Here is a 19,766-nt window from a genome sequence, read left to right on the forward strand (position 1 = left end):
GCCGAGGCCATCTCTCCCCCAAGAGCGACAGCCTCGGCACTGACCTTTCGAATAGCTTCCAACTCTCTTTCGATAGGCGATGTAAGCTCTATCCAACCCGGAGCATCCACAGGAAGCTGATTGACTATGAAGAAGGCACGCGGACTGCGGAAGTACTTCTACGAGTACGTCTACTACAAGGCAGTCGAGCAGGCCCGGGTGCAGGCCGGACAGGTCATTCCGATCTCCCAGGCCAAGGCGATCCGCGCCCGAGTCGACGAGCTCCTCGGCCGGCGGGGCACCGCACTGGCCGACCCCCGGCTGGGCATCGCGGACTGCCTCTCCGCCATCGACCAGGCGTTCGCGGAGAAGGTGTCCGACTACGAGCCGCAGTTCGGTGATCATTCCCCCCGGAACGAGCGCTATCAGCAGTTGCAGCGGGAGTTCACCCGCGTCACCGGTGTCGGTGCCCAGGTCGACTCGCAGTCGGCCCGGCTGCCGATCAGCCCCTATGACCCCGACTGGTCCGAACGCGCGACCGTGAAGCGCGTCGGAACCGCGCTGCTGTACCTGCCGGACGAGACGATCGGACGCGTGGCCGGCGGCGAGGTGGAGACCCTGGCCGACCCGCGGCGCGGAAACATGGTGCTCTGGCGCATCGACGACAACGGCCGGCCGTTCGAGGCAGGCCGCGCGATGACGAACGACGACGCGGCGGGACTCACCGCGCTCATGGACAAGATGAGCCGGCAGGAGTACGACCAGGTGCGCGAGTGGGTCATCGACGGCGGCCGGAACCCGCAGACGAACCGCGTCGACGGCAACCGCTTCATGTCCCGGCGCGCCGTGGCGCGCTCGGCAGCACTGCTCGAAGAGCTGAAGGCCCAGGGCGTGTCCTACGCGGTGATGCGCGACCGCGAGCCAGGTCAGATCAAGGCGAAGATCGCTGGGACCGGCATGGAGATCCGCCTCATCGACACACGCCAGGAGGAGTACGCCGGAGCTCGGATATACGACAACGGCACCGTGCTGCGCTACTCGACGAACCACCGGGTTCCCGGCGGCATGGCGGTCTACTCCCCCTCGCCGGCGGAGGCCGTCCAACTACTGCGCTTCGCCCAGGGACATCGCGTCGAGCGTACGGATCTTCCGGGGCGCGCCGCCGGCGAGACCGGCGCGACGCACCAGGAGCCCGGCCGTGGCCGCATGGTGGTGGATGTGCCCGACAGCTACCACGTTGACCGTGAGTCGATGTTCGTGGTCGGCGACTACGTGGCCCCCGGTGAGTCCGGCCCTCGGCCCGGCTCGAAGGTGATGCTGCGCCGGGACGCGAAGAACCGCACACTGCCGGCCTTTTTCCTCGACACCGAGTCGGCCGCGGCCTATGCGAAGACCGCCGTCGAGAGCGCCCGGGAGAACCTGCGGGCAGCCCTCGGCGTCGAGGACCTCATTGCTCGTGCCGAGACGGAGCTGGAGCGAACCGGCGGACAGCTGGATGCGATCGAAGCGCCGGAGTACTCGGCTGACGCCGAGGTCGCTGCGATCCAGCGCTCGTACTGGGACGTGCTCACGGGCGCGCACAGCGAACTGCTGCGCCCGGGTGCGACCGAAGAGATGTACCAGCAACGGCTGGAGGGGATCGGCGAGCTGCAGGCCGACGAGGCGCCCGAGATGGGCAACCTTGTCTACGGCGGCACCGCCGTCGAGAAGGTCCGACAGCACGCCGAGGACGTTCCCTTCGAACTCATCGGGACCTGGGAGGCGGAGCCCCACGACGTCGACGGCGAGTGGGTCGATCAGCGCTTCAACCCGGAGCGGGTGGCGCGGTACATGACCAGCCCCACCGGGCAGTGGTCGAACCTCGACAACCTCGCCTCAGCGCTTCGTCGTTGCGAGATCTCCCCTGACGAGATAATGGGCTCGACCTTCCAGACGACCCGGTTCAAGGACCGGCTCGTCCGCTTCAACGCCGAGCGTGCCGTGCCGATCGCCGATCACGAATCCGCGTTCATGCGGCGTATCGGGGTCACCGTGCGCGAGAGCATCGAGCGCAACGCGGCGACGGTCGCCGAGATCCTGGTCGACGATCACGGCGTCATCCGGTGGAGTGGCGAGAAGCTTCGCCGTGACGGCAAGGGAACTCCGATCTCGGGTGAGATCGGCCAGGTGTTCGATGTCGGCGAGTACGGCGAGATCACCACCGCCTTCGCCAGCGGGCAGAACGCCCTGATCGTGCCCGGCTACGAGGCCACGATCACGGCCCAGACTCCGGGCGAGGCTCCGACCTCGGTCGAGGAGCGCACGCGCCTGCGCGGCTACGAGCAGCTCATGCACGAGCGCATCCAGTACCAGATCGCCGGTGACGTCATCACCGGGCGGAGCGAGACCGGCGAGCCCTCCTCGCTCAACACGGTCTACTCACAGCTTTACGGCACCAAGCACCCCATCGACTACATCGAGCGCGCCACCACGTACCGGCGGGACGAGTCCACCGGCGAGATCAAGGCACACCTGGACGAGTGGACGGCAGCGATCCTGCAGACCGAGGCGCGCCGTGTGCGCTACTCCAACGAGATCAAGGCCGGCTCGACCGTCTACGCCGAGTACAGGGCCCAGCGCGACCGAACCGACCCGGCTGATGACAACCACTTCGACGCCTGGCGGCTCACCGGCGGGCGGAACATGGCGGTACTCACCGGCAATGACCGGAACAACGTGGCAGCGCCCAGCGGCTACTTCGACCCGGTGATGACCGGAGGCGGGACCAACCAGGGCATCGTGCGGTACCTGACCACTCAGGCCCAGGTCGACAGCGATGGTCGGATCGTGCCGGGCGACGAGAGCGTGGCCGGACAGCGTGCGCCGCTCATGGCTCTCCCCGAGCTCGAGACGCTGCGGTACGACCCGTTCGACCGACAGCAGATGACGGCCTCGACGATCATGCAGTCCTCTGAGGTCACTGCGCCGGCGAAGACGGCGCTGATGACCTTCGGCGGCTGGACGGCTGATGACCCGATCGTGGTGTCGAAGGAATTCGCCGGGCGCCACCGCATCCGCGGGGCCGGCGGTCGGGAGCGCGATCTCGTCGTGGGCGACAAGATCTCGGATCTGCACGGCAACAAGGGCGTGATCTCGCTGATCGTCGACCGGGACATGCCCCTGCACGACGCGCAGCAGCAGGCCGTTGTCGAAGAGGTCAACTGGTTCCGGGCCAACCCGGGTCTGGACGTGGTGATGAGTCCGTTCAGCCTCATCTCCCGGCGCAACGCGGGCTCGGCGCGCGAGCTGATGAGCGGGAACGTCTCCGATCTGCGCTCGCCCAACGGAGAACTGCGGCCGAGTGCCCTGGGCGAGATGCGCTTCGTGGTCACCCATATGGCCGTCGACGAGAAGACGAAGATCTACGACGACGAGCAGGTGCGTGCCGGCAAGGGCCGTAAGGCCTCCGCTCAACTGGCCTGGGCGCTGCAGTCTCAGGACTGCCCGGCGATCATGCGCGAGTTCTACGGCCACAACAGCGGGGCCGAGTCGAGCCTGCGCGAGTACCTGCTGGTATCCGGCATGGACATGGACGCTGACGGCACGCTGCGCGTGATCGGCCAGGCCGAGGGCCTCGACGAGCGTACCGAGCGTCGGTTCATCCCGATGCCCGACTTGCTGCGCACGCAGCCGCGCAAGGCGGGCCAGCTCCCGGGACTGAACACCATGGCGATGCGCAAGTCCTTCGGCGACCTCATCGGCGACCGCGGTGGCGACATGGAGATCCCGTTTCCGCTCACGTATCCGACCGGTGAGCAGACCGAGACGGCGAGCGCGAGCTCGTGGAAGCTGCCGGTGATGTCCTCGCATCTGCGGAGTGGTCAGGAGTTCGAGGACGGCTCCTCCGTCACGCACGACTACACCCGCAGCTACCAGGACGTCTTCGTGGAGGCCTGCCGCTACCGGTACATGGCCGAGCAGCTGGACGGCCAGGGTCTGTCCGCCGAGAAGCGCGCCGAGGTGCGTCGCGGCATGAGCGAATCGGTCTCGCGCGCTCAGCGCGCCTTCGAAGCGATCACGACCGACGTCCAGAACCGAGTGCTGACGGGCACGAGCAACATCTTCAAGACCGGGCTGATGTCCTCACGGCTCACCGACTCGGCGACGATGGTGTGGACCGCAGACCCACGGCTGGACGTCGACCAAGTCGCGCTCAGCTCGGTCAAGGCTGCGAAGTTGGGGCTCGCCGAGGGCGACCACGCGCTGGTGTGGCGTGATCCGGTGCTCCGTGACGCCGGTGTGCGCTACATGCGGGTCGCGATCGACGACCGGCTCACCGGCGCGGCGATCAATCCGGTAATGGACGCTTGCTTTGACGGCGATTTCGACGGTGATGCCGTCGCCGTGGTGAAGCTGCACAGCGAGGCAGCCAAGGCTGAGGCCCTGGCAAAGCTCTCGGTGCCGGCCAACCTGTTGGACACCGGAGTGGTCAAGGGCGATGGTTCACACCCGCTGGCCATGCAGGTGTCGCTGGACACCCAGGTCGCGCTCTCCAAGAACGCGGGAATGGCTCGTGAGTTGGAGCGTTCGCGGAGCGAGGCCAACCGGCTCAGGCTGCGGGCCATCAGGGGTTCGGATTCGCCGGAGGACATCAGGCTCGCCCAGCAGATCGTGACGGAGGAGCTGAGCGGGCTGTACCGCCGGGCGCAGCATGGCGAGTTCGGTGCGGCTCTGACGTTCTCGGATCGCGAGGCACACCTGCAGAGCGTGCGCGAGGTCTGTGTCAAGACCGGCGCGAAGGGGAGCGAGAAGAAGCTCGAGGACTACGCCCGGAACCTGGGCGATGCACAGGGCACGCCCGGCATCGCCCCATCCGACCAGGAAGCATCGATGTTCGCCACGGCGATGAAGTCCCACGCCACCGGCTTGGGTGGCTCGTTCAGCCAGCGCGCCGTGTGCGCGCTGCGCGGCGAGGATCTCAAGGCCGTCCTGGAGGTCACCTACCCGGTGACCCAGTCGATCCTGCAGGCGAAGCACGACGCTGCCGAGGCCCGGCACAAATACGCGATGCTCCAGGGCCCCGGCCGTGATCTCTGGAGGGGCCGCAGCATCGAACGTGTCGGCCCGGGCCAGTGGCGCACGGCATTCCTGGACGGTGAGCCCGTCCAGGCTACGGCCGAGGAGTGGGAGAAGCAGTTCATCGAGTTCTACGAATCCAAGGATGGCTTCGGAGTCAGGGTCAACCCGGAGTACGTGGCCCGCGTGGCCAGTGCGCTGGAGGACCCGGCGACCGGGCTCATCCGCAACCTGGAAGAAGACGTGTCGCTGCGGGGTACCCTGATGGACCGGATGGCCTACGTCGGCGCGTTCGCCGATCTGGTCGCGGCGGCCAAGAACCGTGAGAGCGTCTACGACGGCGAGAAGAACGAGCAGTTCGCGTCCTCGGCGGCTCTGAAGGCTCGGGTGCAGATGTCGTGGCAGCTCGATCAGCTGGGCTCCACCGAGAGGCACAGCCCGGACCACGCCGTGATCGCCGTCGATGACTCGGTGGTCAAGCGCGACGTGATCTCTCAAGACGCGGCGGCGTCCCGCACCCGCGGCTCGCAGCGCCGCTCCGCGCATGCCGTGGTCGTGGGCGCGAGGCGCCCGGTCTACACGCCGAGCATCGAGATCGATCAGCCCGAAGTCAACGAAGACGACTACGGGATGGGGTACTGAGATGGCACAGCACAAGGAACTGGGGACAGGACCCGCGGGCCGCCGGCGCGCGACCAAGGTGCTTCCGGTTGGCGACGATCGGCTTCGGACCGGTGAGCCGCGGGGCAACACCTACGCCCACTGGGACTCGCGCTCGGACGAGCCGATCGACGCCGAGGTGATCGACGATCCGGGGCCGCAGGACGCGGACGGTGCGCGCGCCTGGCGTGAGCGGCTCCGGGACCGTGCCCGCGAGTTCTTCGGTGAGAAGACCCGGAAGCGGATGGCCGACCGTGACCGCGTGCACGGGATCGACGTCGACCGGGCCGAAGACGAGAGCGAGGGCCTGGATCAGCGCGAGCAGCTGCTCAAACTCAGGGCGGAGACGCGGCTGGCCTGCGAGAAGTACATGGCCTCGCTGCGGGACTCGAAGCTGTTGGTGCCCGGCTTCACCGACGAGGAGCGGACGCAGGATCTCGGCGTCATGCACCACGTCTACATGCAGATGATGATGCAGTCCTGTCTCAAGCCGCTCTCGCGCGGAGTGAATGCCAACTCGATCATCCAAGCGGTCGGCATGGTGATGACGATGCGGATGCTCGCCCCGGATTTCAAGAAGGAGATGGACAGCTACCTCCAACCCCTCAGGGACAGGATCCAGGAGCGCATCGACACCCGGACCCGTGGCATGGTGGCCTTCGCCGAGAGCGGCATCACGCACCGGCAGAGGATCTTCAAGGACCTGCCGAGCGGGGCCCGGCGCGAGCGCCTGATCGGCAGCACGGATCCGCGTGACCACCTGTCGAAGAAGTGGCGCACGCGCTTGGACGCCATGCAGCATCGTGAGCGCGGCCACCGGGAGATGTTCACTGCGGACTCGGCAGCCATGACCGAGGTCGCTCTCATGGAGAACGCCTTCTGGAAGATGCGTGAGCCGGGCGCGGACGTCGGCCTGATCCGCGAGGGCCACCGGGCGCTGCGCAAGCGCCTGTACGAGCAGATCAGCGAAGACGGCCTGGAGCGCCGGGAGGTCGTCCAGCGCGCCCGAAAGATCATCGGCGAGCGGATGGAGTACGAGCCCGAGCTGCGCACCATGTTCAACGGCGTGGCCCACGGACGGATCGTCAAGGCCCCCGCACACCAGGAGCGGATCGCGGGCTCCGATCGGGTCCACACGGTTTGGAGCGGGGAGTTCCACGACCAGTTGGGCCGGCGTCTGCCCGAGGACGGGATGTTCACACTCCGCCGACCCATGGACGCGGACGCCCACCAGGTTCAGCTCGCCGAGACGATGAAGACCTCGCTTCTCAACGCGCTGGGCCGCGGCGACCAAGAGGCCTACGGAGGCAACGTGCTGGGCTACCTGGTCGGCTTCGCGGCGCAGAAACAGGGTCTGGACACCAGCGGGCTGCCCGACATGCTCCAGCACCGCCTGGACCAGTCCGAGGTGATGATCGCGAGCATGGACATCGACGGTCTGCCACCCGAGGAGCAGCAGCGGGTCTACTCCAACGCCTACGTCGACGCGATGGAGGCAGTGAACGAGAAGTACCCGGATCTCGAGGCGCAGCTGAAGCGGAGCCTCGGAGAGAACTGGCAGCGAACACTGCAGACGGCGGTCGACGACCCCGGGGCCTTCTTCGAGGAGCAGCGGCTCAAGCCGCGGTCGCGCCCTACGGGTCCGTCGGCCGAGCAGGAGGCCGGCGCGCAGAACGACGGCCCGAACGCCGAGGCCGACTCCGAGGACTTCCAGGCCACCTGAGCGCGATCCGAGAACACGAACGAGGACAGGAGGAGGGGGCATGAGCCAGGAACAGAGCGAGGGTCAGCAGGTCAGGTTCGGATCGCGCTTCGCGCGGATGTTCGGCTACGTCACACCGGAGGATCGGAGCCGATGGGAGCAGCAGCGGGCGCAGAACAAGCCGCACGTCAGCGCGCTCCGGCAGGGCGCGGTGTCGGCACTGAGCTCGATGATGGAGTTCGGAGAGCGCAACATCGGCGCGAAGCTCGATGCGGCCCACCGCGTGGCGGCGCAGCAGCGGTTCGAGGAGTCGCACAACAAGGTCGTGAACCAGCGCCGCGATCCGAACACGCGGAACATCATCGAGTCGGTCGACTATGAGCCCAGGGGCGACCGGGAGGGGATCGAGCCGGATCTGGAAATCTAGTCAAATGGGCAACGATAAGCATAGTGACTGCACTTGATACGCCCAACTCCCCTTCTCCACTCATGACTATCTCCGATAGACTGACTTCCAATGGGAACCGTTTCACGAACGGCGATAGGACAGGGTGTAGACATGGAAACGATAAAGACACCGCGTGTCAATAAGCGCGAGTTCATCTCGCGGGTCGCGACTCGCAGCAAGTTGCCCATACGAGTGGTGAACAAGGTATACGAGTCCTTGCTCAGTGAACTCACTGGGGCGGTCAGCTGCGGAGAGGCGGTCGTACTCACGAGCTTCGGCCGCTTCTACCGGCAGGACCACAAGGGTCACAAGGTGCGCTTCGGCAAGAGCAACGTCGATGACTACGTGGTTCTCAAGTTCTCCGCATCGAGCAGCTTCAACCGCCGACTGGGGGGCAATGAGGACGACGCCCCACCGGAGGCCTACGGGACGATCGGGGATGCCGGCAAGTTCGAAAACGTCATTGAGGGTCGTGAGCTGCGGCCCGCGTCGTAGAAAGCGAGGAGCCGGCAGAAAAGAAAATCCCCGTGATGCCTGCAGGCATCACGGGGATTTTCTTTATGGATGAGGTGCGTTCGGCCGCGAGGCTCAGCCGTCGGCGACGACGAAGATCAGCACGAGCGCGCTGACCGGGACGATGAGCACGCCGGCCACGGCCAGGTACAGGTCACTCGAACTGGTGGTCAGGCTCGTTCATGGATGGCGTGTCGAAACTGCCGGTCAAGCGCCGCCTGGGTCGCGAGGGACTCACAATCGGCTCGCGCTGTGCGGCCAGCTCGGCGAGAGTGAAGCCCACAGGGCGGCCCAGACGCTGGCCGGCCATGTAGTAGGCCTGCCCGTTCGCGCGTTCACCCAGGGCGATGATCTCGCGGATGACGGGCTCGCCCGGGCGCTGGGGCGCGCGCTCCCGCCAGACGATCCGGTGCGAGGGCTTTGCATTCGGATCTGCGCCGACGTACGTGGTCTCACAATCGGAGAGATCGGGATAACTGGGCATGTACCCCAGCGGGTGCGTGCCCGGCGCGCCTTGCTGGATCCGGGCCAGCTGGTTGAGAGCCACGCGCAGGAGCCGGCCCTCTGGTCCTTGAGGTTTCTTCAGCGCAGCGTCGTGGAGTGTCTGGAGGTCCTGCTTGAGACCGGCGGTCGGCAGGATGCGGATGACAGGCCGACGCTCACTCATGACGCTTCTTCTGCTGGGCAGCACGATGGTCATCCGCCCACTGCTGACCGAGCGGGCCGAGGCTCTCGGCCAGCTCTTCGACGGTCATGCCCGCCTCGCCGGAGGCGTCGGACTCCTGGATGCGATGGGAGAGCTCGGCCTGGAAATCAGCCTCAGCGTGGACGTGGGCCGCGTGGTCGTACTTCATGAGGCGCACGAACGCGGCAAAGGGGATGATCGCGGCCTCGGGCTTGTTGCCGTCTCCGAAGATCAGCGGCGTGATCTGGCCGCGGCGATAGAGGTTCAGGACCGTGGCGAGTTCCTCGTGCCTGAGCTGGTCTGTCGGGACGACATTGACAGAGAACTTCGGGAGCTCGGCGCCGGGACTGCTGTCGCCGTGAGCACTGTCGTTGCGAGTCATACCTTCAGTATAGTCAGTCTGGATTGACTTGCTGTCGACTCGCATACGAGGGTCATCGCCGAGTCGACATGGATGTCGAATGATGGCTCACTCCATCGCCGAGAGGCAGGCCAGACAAGAGAAGAAGGAGCCCGTGCTCCAGTCCCGCACGGTGCGGGCTGGAGCACGGGCTCTGATTGATGGGCAGGCACGACTCCAGGAGTCCCCTCGTCGACCTGCATGCAGACAATGCCGAGCAGCTCGTGCTTGACGGCGTGTTCGCTCGGGGCGGACGTCTCCCCGTCATTCAATCCCTTATTGCATCGACTTGGATTCGACTGTGAGTAGAATGGCAATGTTAGACGCGGATGACTCTGCATGCTATTCATAGAGGAGTTGGGGCAGGGATGGCGGCTACGGTTCAGAGGCCAGAGGGGACGGCGTCGAAGCCGACGGCGCAGACGAGAGCAACTGCCGGGAGTCGCACCGGCCCGATGGGCTTCGGCAACGGGCCGCTCATCGCGGCCGGCCTCATGGCGGGCGGAGCGGCGCTCCTCGCCGGCTGGGGCCTGACGCAGCTCGCGACTTCCGACGGCGGCTTCACCCAGGCACTGCATGGCAATCACGCCCCGGACGAGGCACCGGGCAACCCCGACGAACAGAACGCCGGAGGCAGCAGCGCCCAGCAGCCGAGCGAGGCCGGCACGGGGAAGCAGGACGAGAGCGGGGCGAGTCCGACTTCGAAGCCCGGTCGCGGCAGCGAGGGCGAGGGCGAGGGCGAGGATCAGGACGAGGACGAGCCCAACGGATCGGGCGCACCCGCCGAGCCCGCGCCGAAGACGAAGCCGGGCACCATCGTGCCAGGCGAAACGCTCGCCGAGATCTCAAGGAGGACGGGGGTTCCGATCGGCATTCTGGTCGAGGCGAACAAGACCCAGAATTCGGATCTCATCCACGCGTGGGCCTCGCGGCTCCTCCCACGGGCGTGACGACGCGACAGGGCAACACCGTCACGTACCGAGCCTGAATCGACGCCCTGACGCCACGAGGCCGTCAGGGCGGCATCACGGGTTCCACTCCTGGAAGGCGACTGTGTCGAAGACGAACTGCGTGACCTCGCGGGGCTCACCGCCAGGCGTCACCCGGGACCGACGTCACCCGGGACCGGCATGAGCCGGTCCGAGGATGCAGCGCCGTAACAGCGTCAGAGATCAGGCGACCCCGCCAGCAGCCTCGCCGGCGGGGTCGTCTGACGTACAAGATCGTGGCCCCTCAGGCCGCATCAGCCTCATCGGACTCACCTTGGCCAAACAGGAATCCGCGGACCTCGCCGTTCTTCATCATGTCCTGCAGATGCACCAAGAACACCGCGCGCTGCGTGGCCCGGCGATCGGCCAGGGGCTCGTACTCGCGCAGCACCTTCAGGTTGACGACCCAGCCGTTCTCCCGAGAGATGGCCTGGTCAAGCTGCGAGTCCGGCACGACGTCCATCCCAGTGAAGTCGTGGTCGAACTCGGATGCGATGTCGAGGTGTTGGTTCGGCCCGTCGACGTAGAGCGTGTCGACGCCGACCTGCCGGCCGGCCTCGTCGAACGCCACGAGGAACAGGCGGTCTGCCCGGGTGGTGTTGTCGACGTGGACCGCTGCGACGTTGGCATCAGCGAGGAAGCTCGTCTCCTCGAACCGCTCGCACACGCGGGCACGAGCCTCGTAGCACCACATGATGCGCCGGGCTTCGTTGAAACCTTTGAACTCGCCAGAGTTGGACACCTCTGGGTGAGAGTGGATCATCGGTGGGATCCTTCCAGGTTCCTGGGCTGTTGCATGACCGGGTCCGGTGGACCCGCCTTGTACAGGGCGGGTAGTTCAGCGATGGACTAACCACAGGGCATAGGATCGACGCGCGAGCAGAGCCCCCACCATCAGGTGCGATACAGAAACGTACGATAGATGCATGGATCGATCAAGCCGGTTTCCGTTAGGGTTCTCTCATCACCACCCGAGGCCTAGACCAAGTCGCAGGAGTTCATGTGCCACGTCAATTCGACGGCAGCCGAGTGCGAGCTGTCAGACGGGGCAAGGAGCTCAGCCAGAAGGAGTTGGGCGCGAGAGTAGGCGTCCGGGGCCCCACCGTGGCGCGATGGGAAAGCGGCGAGGAGTTCCCCAAGGGGGAGAAACTCCCGGGGATCGCGTCGGCACTCGGTCAGGACCTTGACGTCCTCTTTCCCTACGACGGGCCCGTGGACCTGCAGTTGCTCCGCTGCGACGCCGGCCTCAGCGTGGCGCAGGCCTCCGAGGCCATCAACACCAGTCGCGTGCCGTTGAGCAACGCGGAGTCCGGCAGGCGTCGGCTCCAGGACGCCTACGTGGGACCTCTCTCGCGCGCCTACGGGGTGACGACGGAAGAGCTGCTGGCCGCGCAGGACGTTTCGTTCGGGGTCCGCAGGGCGCGGCCGCCGAGGGAAGCTCGTCCGTCTGCACCTCGCACCGTCGGCGAGAAGATCAACTTTCTGCTGGAGCACGGGTACGCAGGCCGGACGCCTCCGTCCAACGAGCAGATCGCGCAGGCCGTCAACGAGCACAGCGGCACGACACACATGACTGCCGATGACATCGCCACGCTGCGTTCGGGTGCCCCGACGACTGCCTCGGGCGCAGTACGTGCCGGCTTGGCCCATGCTCTCCAGGTCGACATCGCCCTCTTCCAGGACGACGCCGAGTTGAGCCCTGCGGTCGGTGAATTCCTCGAAGCCATCCGCTTCCTGGGGTCGATCCACCAAGGCCAGATCCTCGGCCTCGCCGCCCGGGGCAACCAGGCGGGGCTGTCGGCCGGCATGATGGCCAAGATCAACGAAGTCGTCGGAGAGCTGAAGAACAAGCTGCCGGGCGAGCAGAGCGAGCAGTGACGCCGGCGCCGCGCCTTGACAGCGCCGCCGAGCCGGCCGCTTCACGCCCTCGGTCTGACGCCCTTCGCGGCTGAACTGCAGCTCGGGGCAGGCCCCATGCGGGGTGTCGAGGCAGCCGACGGCGGGGCTTCGTCCGGTGGCGGAACGCCACTTTCCGTGTACCGGATGCGGTCCCGCAGTCCTGACGCTTACGACCAGGGTCCCGAGCCGCACCGGCACGACGCCGACCCGGCCGTTGACCACCTCGCAGTGAGGTGGCCGACGGCCGGGGACGGCCGGACCAGGCGCCTGCTCGGGGGAAGGCTACGGCGCGGCGGTGAGGTCCACGCCCAGCAGGTTCGACAGGTCGGCCACCGTCTGCTCGGGGTCCTTGTTGTGCACCCCCGCGAAACCGAGCTGCTCCGCCGCCTGGACGTACGCCTCGGTGTCGTCCACGAAGACGCACTGCTCGGCAGGCATCTCCATGAGCTTGAGCGTGATCTCGAAGAGCTCGGGGTCGGGCTTGCGCAGCCGGTGGTGCTCGGAGATCACCACGACGTCGTACAGCTTCTCGAGGTCGTAGCCGTCGTAGAGGTCCCAGGGCGCGAGGCCCACCGAGTTGGACAGGATGCCCACCTTGATCCCCGCTCGCCGCGCCGCGGCGGCCGCGTTGATCAACAGCGGCTCCGGACGCAGACCTCCGAAGATCCTGCCCATCAGGTTGTCGGGAGAGACGCCCAGCTTCTTGCCGGCGAACTCGTTCCACTCGGTCTGGCTGACCGCTCCGCGCTCGAGGTCGCTGGTGATCCGGACGCCCTCTTCGTCCTGGTACAGGGCCGAGATGCATGCACCCTGGGGAAGCCCTTCACGCTGCTCGAAGGCGAGCACCACGGGCAGGAGCGGTGTGGTGAGCACGCCTCCGAAGTCGAGGACGAGGCCGGTGTGCTGAGACATGCAGGAACTCCAGTGCTGAGAATCTGGGCGCCGCCCGTACTGGACAGCGTTCCGGCCCCGGCATACGCGTGGCGGCGACAGCGCCTGCGCTTCGCTTTCCAGGGTCGGCGGTATTTACAAGGGCGGAAGACGATGCCACCCACTGTCTGGCCCACGGTACCGGTACCAGCCACCTCTTTGCGGGACTGGCGGCCCCGCCCGAATCCGAAGGGCGGCAATAGCACCTGGGGGCTGTTTTCTATTTCACGCGACCTCCCAATTGAGTCGACTTCTTCAGCGTGTTACGCGTCCGGTTCAAGACTCAGCTCCGCAGACTGCTCCAGAAGCTCTTGAGCGTCGCCCGGGGTGATGACCGCGTAAGCCTTGCTCACTCGCACGAGCCAAGCCGCCTCGCTGTTCGTGTCGACGAAAGGTTTCTCCTGGAGCGGGCCCGTCGCGTACTGGTTGGGCTTCGTGGTGGCAGCGGCACGGAGCGCCGCGGCGATCCAGTACGCCTCGGCGCCCGGCTCGGGGTCGGGGTGCGACGCGGCTGCCTCCTCAGCAGCCCACAGGAGCGTCTCCGGGGCGTAGTACCGGAGCTTCTCGCAGGCATCAGCGATGTCCTGGGTCCATCGGTCCAGGCGGACGTCGCTGGGGACCCGCATGTGGATCAGCTCGGCCAGGCGCGACCCGGGCGGGTAGAGACTCGTTCCGGGGAACGCCTTCACCAGGTCGAACCAGAGCGGGTGGAGCCGGTAGAGGGTCTTCCATGTCTTCCAGCGAGCGGCAACGACGCTGGTGGTGGGGATGCTCGCGCCTACGGCCACGATCAGGAAGAGCAGGTTCATCCACATCGCCGTGAGATCAATGAGCATCTCCATTGTGGAATGACTCAGCGGGAAACATACCGCCGTCCACACGATGACGATTCGGGCCGTCGTGTGGAGGAGCCCCATCCACATCGAGATTCCCATGAGCCTGAGACCGATGCGCATACTGATCGTCTCGGCTTCTCGCGCCCCCCGCGACCACTGGTAGCCGCAGACGGCGGATGTGACGAGCGGGAAGAAGTAGAAGACGCTCATATACGCAGCGGCGCCCAATTCCCCTGCATGATCGCTGAGGAAGTCTTCACTTTGCCGCCGGCGGTCCACAACGGTGAAAAAGAGAATGGTGAGCAGGGTCACGCCGATCGCGCCCACCGGGTAGGAGGCACGGGCGATCCAGCGGGACACCGTGACGTGTCGTGGCACCACGGCGTCGGAGCTCTTGCCGTAGCTGGTCGCAACGTACGTCAAGGACGCGATGATGGCGGCGGTGCTGGCGAAGTGTCTCAGGAGAGCGTTCAGATCGATCACGGGGATGCGGTCCACGGCCTGCATCGCTGCTGGTGTGTAGAGCCACAAGGCCACGGAGAATCCGGCGTAGCCGCCCCAGAGGGCTCGGCGGTGGGCGTCACCGTACCGGACGGCGGGGAATCGCCAGACGGCTATGAGGGTCATCACTGCCGCGGTCAGGTACCTGAAGAAGTCGAGCATGCCGTCCGTTATTCGTTCTTGGAGCCACGCCGCGGCGGAGCAACCGGGTGGGAGAGCGAGGACTCCAAGAGGCTGACCATGTCGTCGCCGGCCAACGGCTGGCGGCGGGCCAACCTCTTGATCAGGGACGCCGACAACTCGGCCTGCTGCTCCTCCGGGCTGTCGTAGTTCACGCGGCCTTGGACCAGAGCCAAGGGGAATCGACGAAGGACTTCCTCCCGGATGTGCTCAGGGACGTATCGCTCGACCTCTTCATCGTTCAGGGTGCTCCCGTGGTCCAGCCACTCGTGCGCCAGCTCATGAAGGATGATGTGCTCGGTCTGGTTCCGGCTGGACCGGCGCCGGTAGAGCACGACCGTGAACTCCGGCGTCCTGACTCGAAGGCCGCAGGCCGTGCCCAGCCCTCCATCCGGGTCGTCAAAAGGCACCAGCCGAATCTGACGCTTCAGTGCATGCTCCATGTTCCGGACCAGCGCCTCGACACTGAAGGGAGTGGGCACAGGCAGATCGGCAAGCAGCTTCTCGCATTCCTTCAAGAGGGCGCGTCGCGAAGGGTCCCTGCGCCACTGCATGACTGCTCTCGCGAGGTGCATCGGCGTTGTACCGCCTGGTTCTGCACGCAACCCGCCACTCTCCCCGCTCCGGGCGGTCTTCCGTCGAGCAGCCCAACTCATCGACCCGTCCCCCTCGCCCCTACCCCGTATGCTTTCGGGGCTCCACCCACCCCGCGCTCAGTCATGCGTTCGGCAGGCTGAGCCAAGTAGTCGTCAGACTTTCCGCGTGTGCAGTGAACCCTCGCTTCGCTGCCCAGCGTGGACGACGTGTGGTGACCATGTGCAGCACGTCGTAGACGACGTCCAGCACCATTGCCACGGCATTCACCGCCCGCCCGGGTGTCTGCTTGACCGCGCCGCCCCGCTGCCCCGCGCAGACCGCGACGGCAGCGGTGCAGAGACAGAACAGGCCCATGCCTATCGGTAGACCCAAGACGCCGGCGTGCGGTTCCATGAAGTACCGGATTTCAGCGACAGTCTCGAACGCAACGGTGAACGCGAAGGCCAACGCGATGACGGCACCCGGGAACGCCCGGGTGGCAATGCGGTGGACTGGTCGTGATCCACGGACACTGCTCGGGCGGAAGATGTTGTCAAACGGCTGCGCCCTGCGCTTGGTTCTCTCAACGATGTTCCCGGACGCTCCGCGTACGGCACGGCGGCTGACCGTATACCCCTTGCCGACGCGGCGAGCTTTCCACCGCATGTGCTGGCCTTACCCCCGTTGCGGAACAGAACTAGTCAAGTCGACTGATTTTAGCGTACGTTCGGGTTGAGCCGACGCCACCGGAGGACAGTCGGCAGCAGGGATGAAGTGGCGGCGTGGGGCCCAGAGCACGACGAACCCGGCTGCGGCCCCGCCGACGGCTGCCGCGGGAGCAGTGGCCGCCTGCATGAGCCCCGCGAGTGCGATCCCAGCGGCCTGTCCCAGGCCCGGAGAGGCGATGAGCCAGGCCGACGCCTCAGCGAGAGCAGGCGGGGGACGAGGAAGTCCAGCGTGTGGAAGCCGGTCACCAGCAGTGGCGAGGGGAAGAGGCCGGGCAGTACGGCGGCCGTGATGGCCAGGGCAGGGACGGGGTCGGCAAGCGTCGGCAGGGAGCCGACCGCAAAGCCGCAACCGTTCGCGCGGAGTTGACGCGTCGGCGAGCCGGGCCAGGTGCGGCGTCACGTAGAGGAAGCCGCCGATCGGGCTGCCGACGACGAGCACCGCGGGAATCATCGTCGAGAAGTACTCGGCGTGGTGACGTTCGGCTGCGGCGAGGGCGACGACGTCGAGTGCTCCCAGGGTGATGCCCGCCCCGAACAGGGCTGCCGCCAGGGCGCGCCGGCCGGGGGTACGGATCGGGCCGAGCCAGTGCGTGCGGGTGCAGGACGGCTTCCACGGGCGGGGCGACGGTGCGGTGAGGAACAGCGCGCACCCGGCGAACACGATCGCCGCTGTGGCGATGAGCACGACGGTGGTGCCGGTCAGGGTGTGCAGGGCCAGGACGGGTAGCGGGCCACCGATGAACAGGTACCGCCGCCGTTCTGCTGGTCACCCAAAGGGGGTGAAGAGGGTGGGCCTCCAGAAGGGTGCCGTTCTGGGCTTCCAGTGCCCGGCGCTGTTCGTGGACCGCGCAAGCGAGTTGGCCGGCGAGGGGATGACCACGCCAAGGGTGCCCATTCCCGGTACCACTGCGGTCTGTTCGTCGAGGGCGTCGAAGACGTCCTCGATCAGCCGGGTGGCCCTGCACCGGGCCTTGGCCCGGATCAGCTCGATGCGTCTGCGGCGGCCGGCTTTGGGCAGTGCGGCCGGGGATCCGTAGCGCTCGAGGAGCCAGGTGACGGCAGGGTGATCCAGCCGTGGGCCCAGGACACGCTCCAGTGACGGGTGGAACTGGGTGATCAGGCCGCGTACCCGGTTGCCGGTGCGGGTGGCTTCGGCGGCGAGGTCCTGGTCGAAGCCGGTCAGGACGGTGAGCTCGGCGGAGATTTCGTCGGTCAGCTCGGGCGAGCGCGCGATGTGCGGCATTGTCCGGGCCGCATCCGCGATCACTGCCGCGTCCTTCGCATCGGTCTTTGCCTCGCCCGGGTGGAGGTCGGCGATCCGCCACATGGCAGCCGGTGGCCGTGGTGGGCCGTCCTGCCGACGTGCATCCCGTGCATGACATCGCACCCTTCCGCGGGTGTTGACGGTGCCGGCCTCGGCGGTGGCACCGTGTTCGCGGATCCACGTTATGCAGACCTGTCGCCCGCGAACCGCCCGGCATTGCGCCGGATCGGGCGGTGGCCGGGTCTCTCATCAGTGTCTCCGACGGCACCCCTCGGACGCGGCGACACCACCCCCCAGGTCAGGCCTTCGTCAGAGGGGAATCTCAATGACGAGCCCGGCTGCCCGCTTATCGCTCTGCTGGACTGGGCGGCCTCGGCGGCCTTGACCGCGACGGTATCGACGCCAAGGACCTTGCGGCGTTCCAGCCACGTCGTCAGTTGCTTCGCTCCGAGCCGGCGCAGGGCGGCCGGGGTCAGGACCCGGAGCGTGGAGACGAGTTCCGGCGGCGTGTCCAGCGGGGCGAAGCCCTTCGGGCGCATCCGGGCCTGATCGGCGATGACCCGGGCGTCCTTCGCGTCGTCAGTCATACCGGGCCCGGAGGTCGGCGGCCCCATTGCAGGACCGCGAAAAACACAACGGTCGGGGCGCCCCTATGAGTTCGGTCAAGCTGATGGGGCAGGTTGGGGTTCGCAGAAGGTCGCAGAAGGTGCCGTCTCGGAGCATCGCGAAGAGGACGTCGGCTCGGCGCCTGGCAAGGCAGAGGAGGGCTTGGGTGTGGTGCTTTCCACGTCGGGAGGGCTGTTCGCCACGGATTGACGAGCCTGAGCTGCGGGTCGCCGGGGCCAGGCCTGCGTAGGCGGCAAGGTGGGCGGCAGACGGGGAGCCGGATCCGTCGCCGATGTCGATGAGGATCCGGGCTCCGGTCCTGACGCCGATCCCCGGCACATCAGGACCTTGGCACCATCGTCTTCCAGAGGAGGCTGAGTACCTCGCTCACTGCATCGCGGCCTCGCTTCCCGAGGCCGGGCCTGCGCTTGGCGCAGTCAAGCCGGCGACCCGCCGGTAGAGCCCAAAGGCACAACCAGCGAAAGCCAGGTACAGGAGCGCCGCGGAGACGGGGTTCGCCAGAGCGACGAACACCTGTGCTGGGACGAGGGCGGCAGCGAGGTTGAAGCCCAGGTGCAGGAGCACGCAGGGCCACAGCACGCGCGTGTGTTCGTAGATCAGGGCCAGAAGCACCGCCAATGGCAGGGTCGAGGCGAACTGCACGGCGTTGCCGTGCAGCAGGCCGAAGACCACGGCGGTGACCAGCGTGGAAGCGAGTATGCTCACCCGCTTGCGCAGCAAGGGGTAGACCAGCCCTCGGAACAGGGCCTCCTCCCCCGCAGGAGCCGCGACCATGGCGAGCAGCAGGGTCGCCAGCACTCCAGCCGCGTGCCTCGTCTGGTTCGACGCATCGAAGCCTGTGGACCCGGTCGTGGCGTAGATCCACAAGGCCATCGACTGCCCGGCGAGGAATGCCAGAACCGCGCAGCCGACGACGGTCCACCCGAAGCGCGGAATGTCCACGCTCGGCCGCGGGGCCGGCGCATGCGCGAGCCACTGGGGCCGCTGGATCCTCACCGAGCCGACCAGGATGACAACAAGCATGCCCAGGACGGAGGTCGCGACGATCGGCTCTCCGATGAGGCGGACTGCGACGGTGCCCAGACCGAGGTAGACCGCGGCGACGGCGAACGGCACGAGAGCGCACCACCCGATGCCGAGCAGACGCGAAGTGGTCGGTGGCGTGGTCATGGGCTCCTCCTCTACGGGGCTCAAGCACCCGTGATGATCTGTTCGTTGATGACGGCCCGGACGCGGGTGTCGCCGCGGAAGGTGTCCAGCTTCGACGTCGCCGTGAGGCGCAGCTCCCAGCTGGGTACGGCCGGCGCGCTGCACGGGGTAACCCGGGCGGTCTCCTGCGGCACGGCGACCAGGTGGCCCGACTTCTCGTCCTTCGCGACGCGAAGGACGCGTGCCTGCTGGTGTCCGATGGCGTTGAGACCGTCGTGCTGCTCCAGGCTGGTGATGATGTCGAACCACCTCGGCCCGCGGCCGGAACCGCTGACGGCATCGTCGGGCCCGGCAGGCCGGTTGACGACCACGACCGGGTGGCCGTTGAACCCCATCATCCGGTTGGCCAGCCTTCCGTACATGCCCGGGGGGCGCCCGAGAGGTACACCCGCGGGTCGTCTGTTCGCCGGGCTCGGCACCGTCTCCGACGTCATGCCCGTGCTGTACGGCGCGATCGGACTGACGGCCGCGAGCTCGTGGCCGCGGCGGTCGTCGGGAAGGTGCGGCTCGACGTCGAAGCCGAGCTCGGACAGGCCTGCGGAGCCGAGGACGCCAGAGGAGGTGCCGTCCATGTCGACTCGATCT

At 67.0% G+C, this 19,766-nt stretch carries 16 protein-coding genes and 3 pseudogenes; 7 read left to right on the forward strand and 12 right to left on the reverse strand.

The features are described 5' to 3' along the window. The first annotated feature begins 126 nt into the window (after positions 1-126). The 4 genes from AB0953_RS05030 (at position 127) to AB0953_RS05045 (ending at position 8,339) form a co-directional block, all read left to right on the forward strand. On the forward strand, positions 127-5,676 hold the full coding sequence (locus AB0953_RS05030) for a hypothetical protein (protein ID WP_366857991.1): 5,550 nt from the start codon (positions 127-129) through the stop codon (positions 5,674-5,676). Position 5,677: 1 nt separating this feature from the next. Beyond that, positions 5,678-7,417: a hypothetical protein gene (locus AB0953_RS05035; protein ID WP_366857992.1), complete on the forward strand. Its 1,740-nt coding sequence runs from the start codon at positions 5,678-5,680 to the stop codon at positions 7,415-7,417. A 40-nt stretch (positions 7,418-7,457) separates the two neighbouring features. After that, positions 7,458-7,823 (forward strand): hypothetical protein, encoded by a 366-nt coding sequence (locus AB0953_RS05040; protein ID WP_366857993.1) that lies wholly within the window; start codon positions 7,458-7,460, stop codon positions 7,821-7,823. Between the two features lie 132 nt (positions 7,824-7,955). After that, a complete protein-coding gene (locus AB0953_RS05045) occupies positions 7,956-8,339 on the forward strand; it encodes an HU family DNA-binding protein (protein ID WP_366857994.1) in 384 nt (127 codons plus the stop codon). A gap of 172 nt (positions 8,340-8,511) precedes the next feature. Here AB0953_RS05045 and AB0953_RS05050 read toward each other — a convergent pair whose 3' ends face one another. Then, the gene (locus AB0953_RS05050; protein ID WP_366857995.1) at positions 8,512-9,057 is read right to left on the reverse strand and encodes a hypothetical protein; all 546 of its coding nucleotides are present in this window, start codon (positions 9,055-9,057) and stop codon (positions 8,512-8,514) included. Continuing rightward, positions 9,017-9,424 carry a hypothetical protein gene (locus AB0953_RS05055; RefSeq protein ID WP_366857997.1) on the reverse strand — a complete coding sequence of 136 codons (408 nt, stop codon included), beginning with the start codon at positions 9,422-9,424 and terminating at the stop codon, positions 9,017-9,019. Before AB0953_RS05055 ends, AB0953_RS05050 begins: the two co-directional genes overlap by 41 nt. Positions 9,425-9,897: 473 nt before the next feature. Here AB0953_RS05055 and AB0953_RS05060 point away from each other — a divergent pair, with 473 nt between their 5' ends. Continuing rightward, a complete protein-coding gene (locus AB0953_RS05060; RefSeq protein ID WP_366857999.1) occupies positions 9,898-10,392 on the forward strand; it encodes a LysM domain-containing protein in 495 nt (164 codons plus the stop codon). A gap of 283 nt (positions 10,393-10,675) precedes the next feature. On the opposite strand, the gene AB0953_RS05065 is transcribed toward AB0953_RS05060, so the two are convergent. Further along, a complete protein-coding gene (locus AB0953_RS05065) occupies positions 10,676-11,194 on the reverse strand; it encodes a hypothetical protein (protein ID WP_366858000.1) in 519 nt (172 codons plus the stop codon). Positions 11,195-11,460: 266 nt separating this feature from the next. Here AB0953_RS05065 and AB0953_RS05070 point away from each other — a divergent pair. Further along, positions 11,461-11,613: pseudogene (locus AB0953_RS05070) on the forward strand (helix-turn-helix transcriptional regulator); the annotation flags it as partial. A gap of 30 nt (positions 11,614-11,643) precedes the next feature. Further along, entirely contained in the window at positions 11,644-12,309 is a 666-nt protein-coding gene (locus tag AB0953_RS05075; protein ID WP_366858181.1) for a helix-turn-helix transcriptional regulator, read from the forward strand. Between the two features lie 303 nt (positions 12,310-12,612). Here AB0953_RS05075 and AB0953_RS05080 read toward each other — a convergent pair whose 3' ends face one another. The 9 genes and pseudogenes from AB0953_RS05080 to AB0953_RS05120 all read right to left on the reverse strand — a co-directional run bounded on the left by AB0953_RS05080 (position 12,613) and on the right by AB0953_RS05120 (position 19,753). Further along, on the reverse strand, positions 12,613-13,242 hold the full coding sequence (locus tag AB0953_RS05080) for an HAD-IA family hydrolase (RefSeq protein ID WP_366858001.1): 630 nt from the start codon (positions 13,240-13,242) through the stop codon (positions 12,613-12,615). 281 nt (positions 13,243-13,523) lie between these two features. Next, positions 13,524-14,759 (reverse strand): MAB_1171c family putative transporter, encoded by a 1,236-nt coding sequence (locus tag AB0953_RS05085; protein ID WP_366858002.1) that lies wholly within the window; start codon positions 14,757-14,759, stop codon positions 13,524-13,526. Positions 14,760-14,767: 8 nt separating this feature from the next. Then, positions 14,768-15,331, reverse strand: coding sequence for a hypothetical protein (locus tag AB0953_RS05090; protein WP_362068539.1), 564 nt, complete (start codon positions 15,329-15,331; stop codon positions 14,768-14,770). A 163-nt stretch (positions 15,332-15,494) separates the two neighbouring features. Further along, positions 15,495-15,821: a hypothetical protein gene (locus AB0953_RS05095; RefSeq protein ID WP_366858004.1), complete on the reverse strand. Its 327-nt coding sequence runs from the start codon at positions 15,819-15,821 to the stop codon at positions 15,495-15,497. Between the two features lie 1,033 nt (positions 15,822-16,854). Further along, positions 16,855-17,411: pseudogene (locus AB0953_RS05100) on the reverse strand (transposase); the annotation flags it as partial. Positions 17,412-17,527: 116 nt separating this feature from the next. Next, positions 17,528-17,932 (reverse strand): hypothetical protein, encoded by a 405-nt coding sequence (locus tag AB0953_RS05105; protein WP_366858189.1) that lies wholly within the window; start codon positions 17,930-17,932, stop codon positions 17,528-17,530. A 115-nt stretch (positions 17,933-18,047) separates the two neighbouring features. Then, positions 18,048-18,290 (reverse strand): annotated as a pseudogene (locus AB0953_RS05110) (transposase); the annotation flags it as partial. Positions 18,291-18,338: 48 nt separating this feature from the next. Continuing rightward, positions 18,339-19,142 (reverse strand): type II CAAX endopeptidase family protein, encoded by an 804-nt coding sequence (locus AB0953_RS05115; RefSeq protein ID WP_366858005.1) that lies wholly within the window; start codon positions 19,140-19,142, stop codon positions 18,339-18,341. Between the two features lie 20 nt (positions 19,143-19,162). Continuing rightward, positions 19,163-19,753: a hypothetical protein gene (locus AB0953_RS05120; RefSeq protein WP_366858006.1), complete on the reverse strand. Its 591-nt coding sequence runs from the start codon at positions 19,751-19,753 to the stop codon at positions 19,163-19,165. Between the last annotated feature and the right edge of the window lie 13 nt (positions 19,754-19,766).

The sequence above is a fragment of the Streptomyces sp. NPDC046866 genome, from assembly GCF_040704625.1.
Lineage (GTDB): Bacteria > Actinomycetota > Actinomycetes > Streptomycetales > Streptomycetaceae > Streptomyces.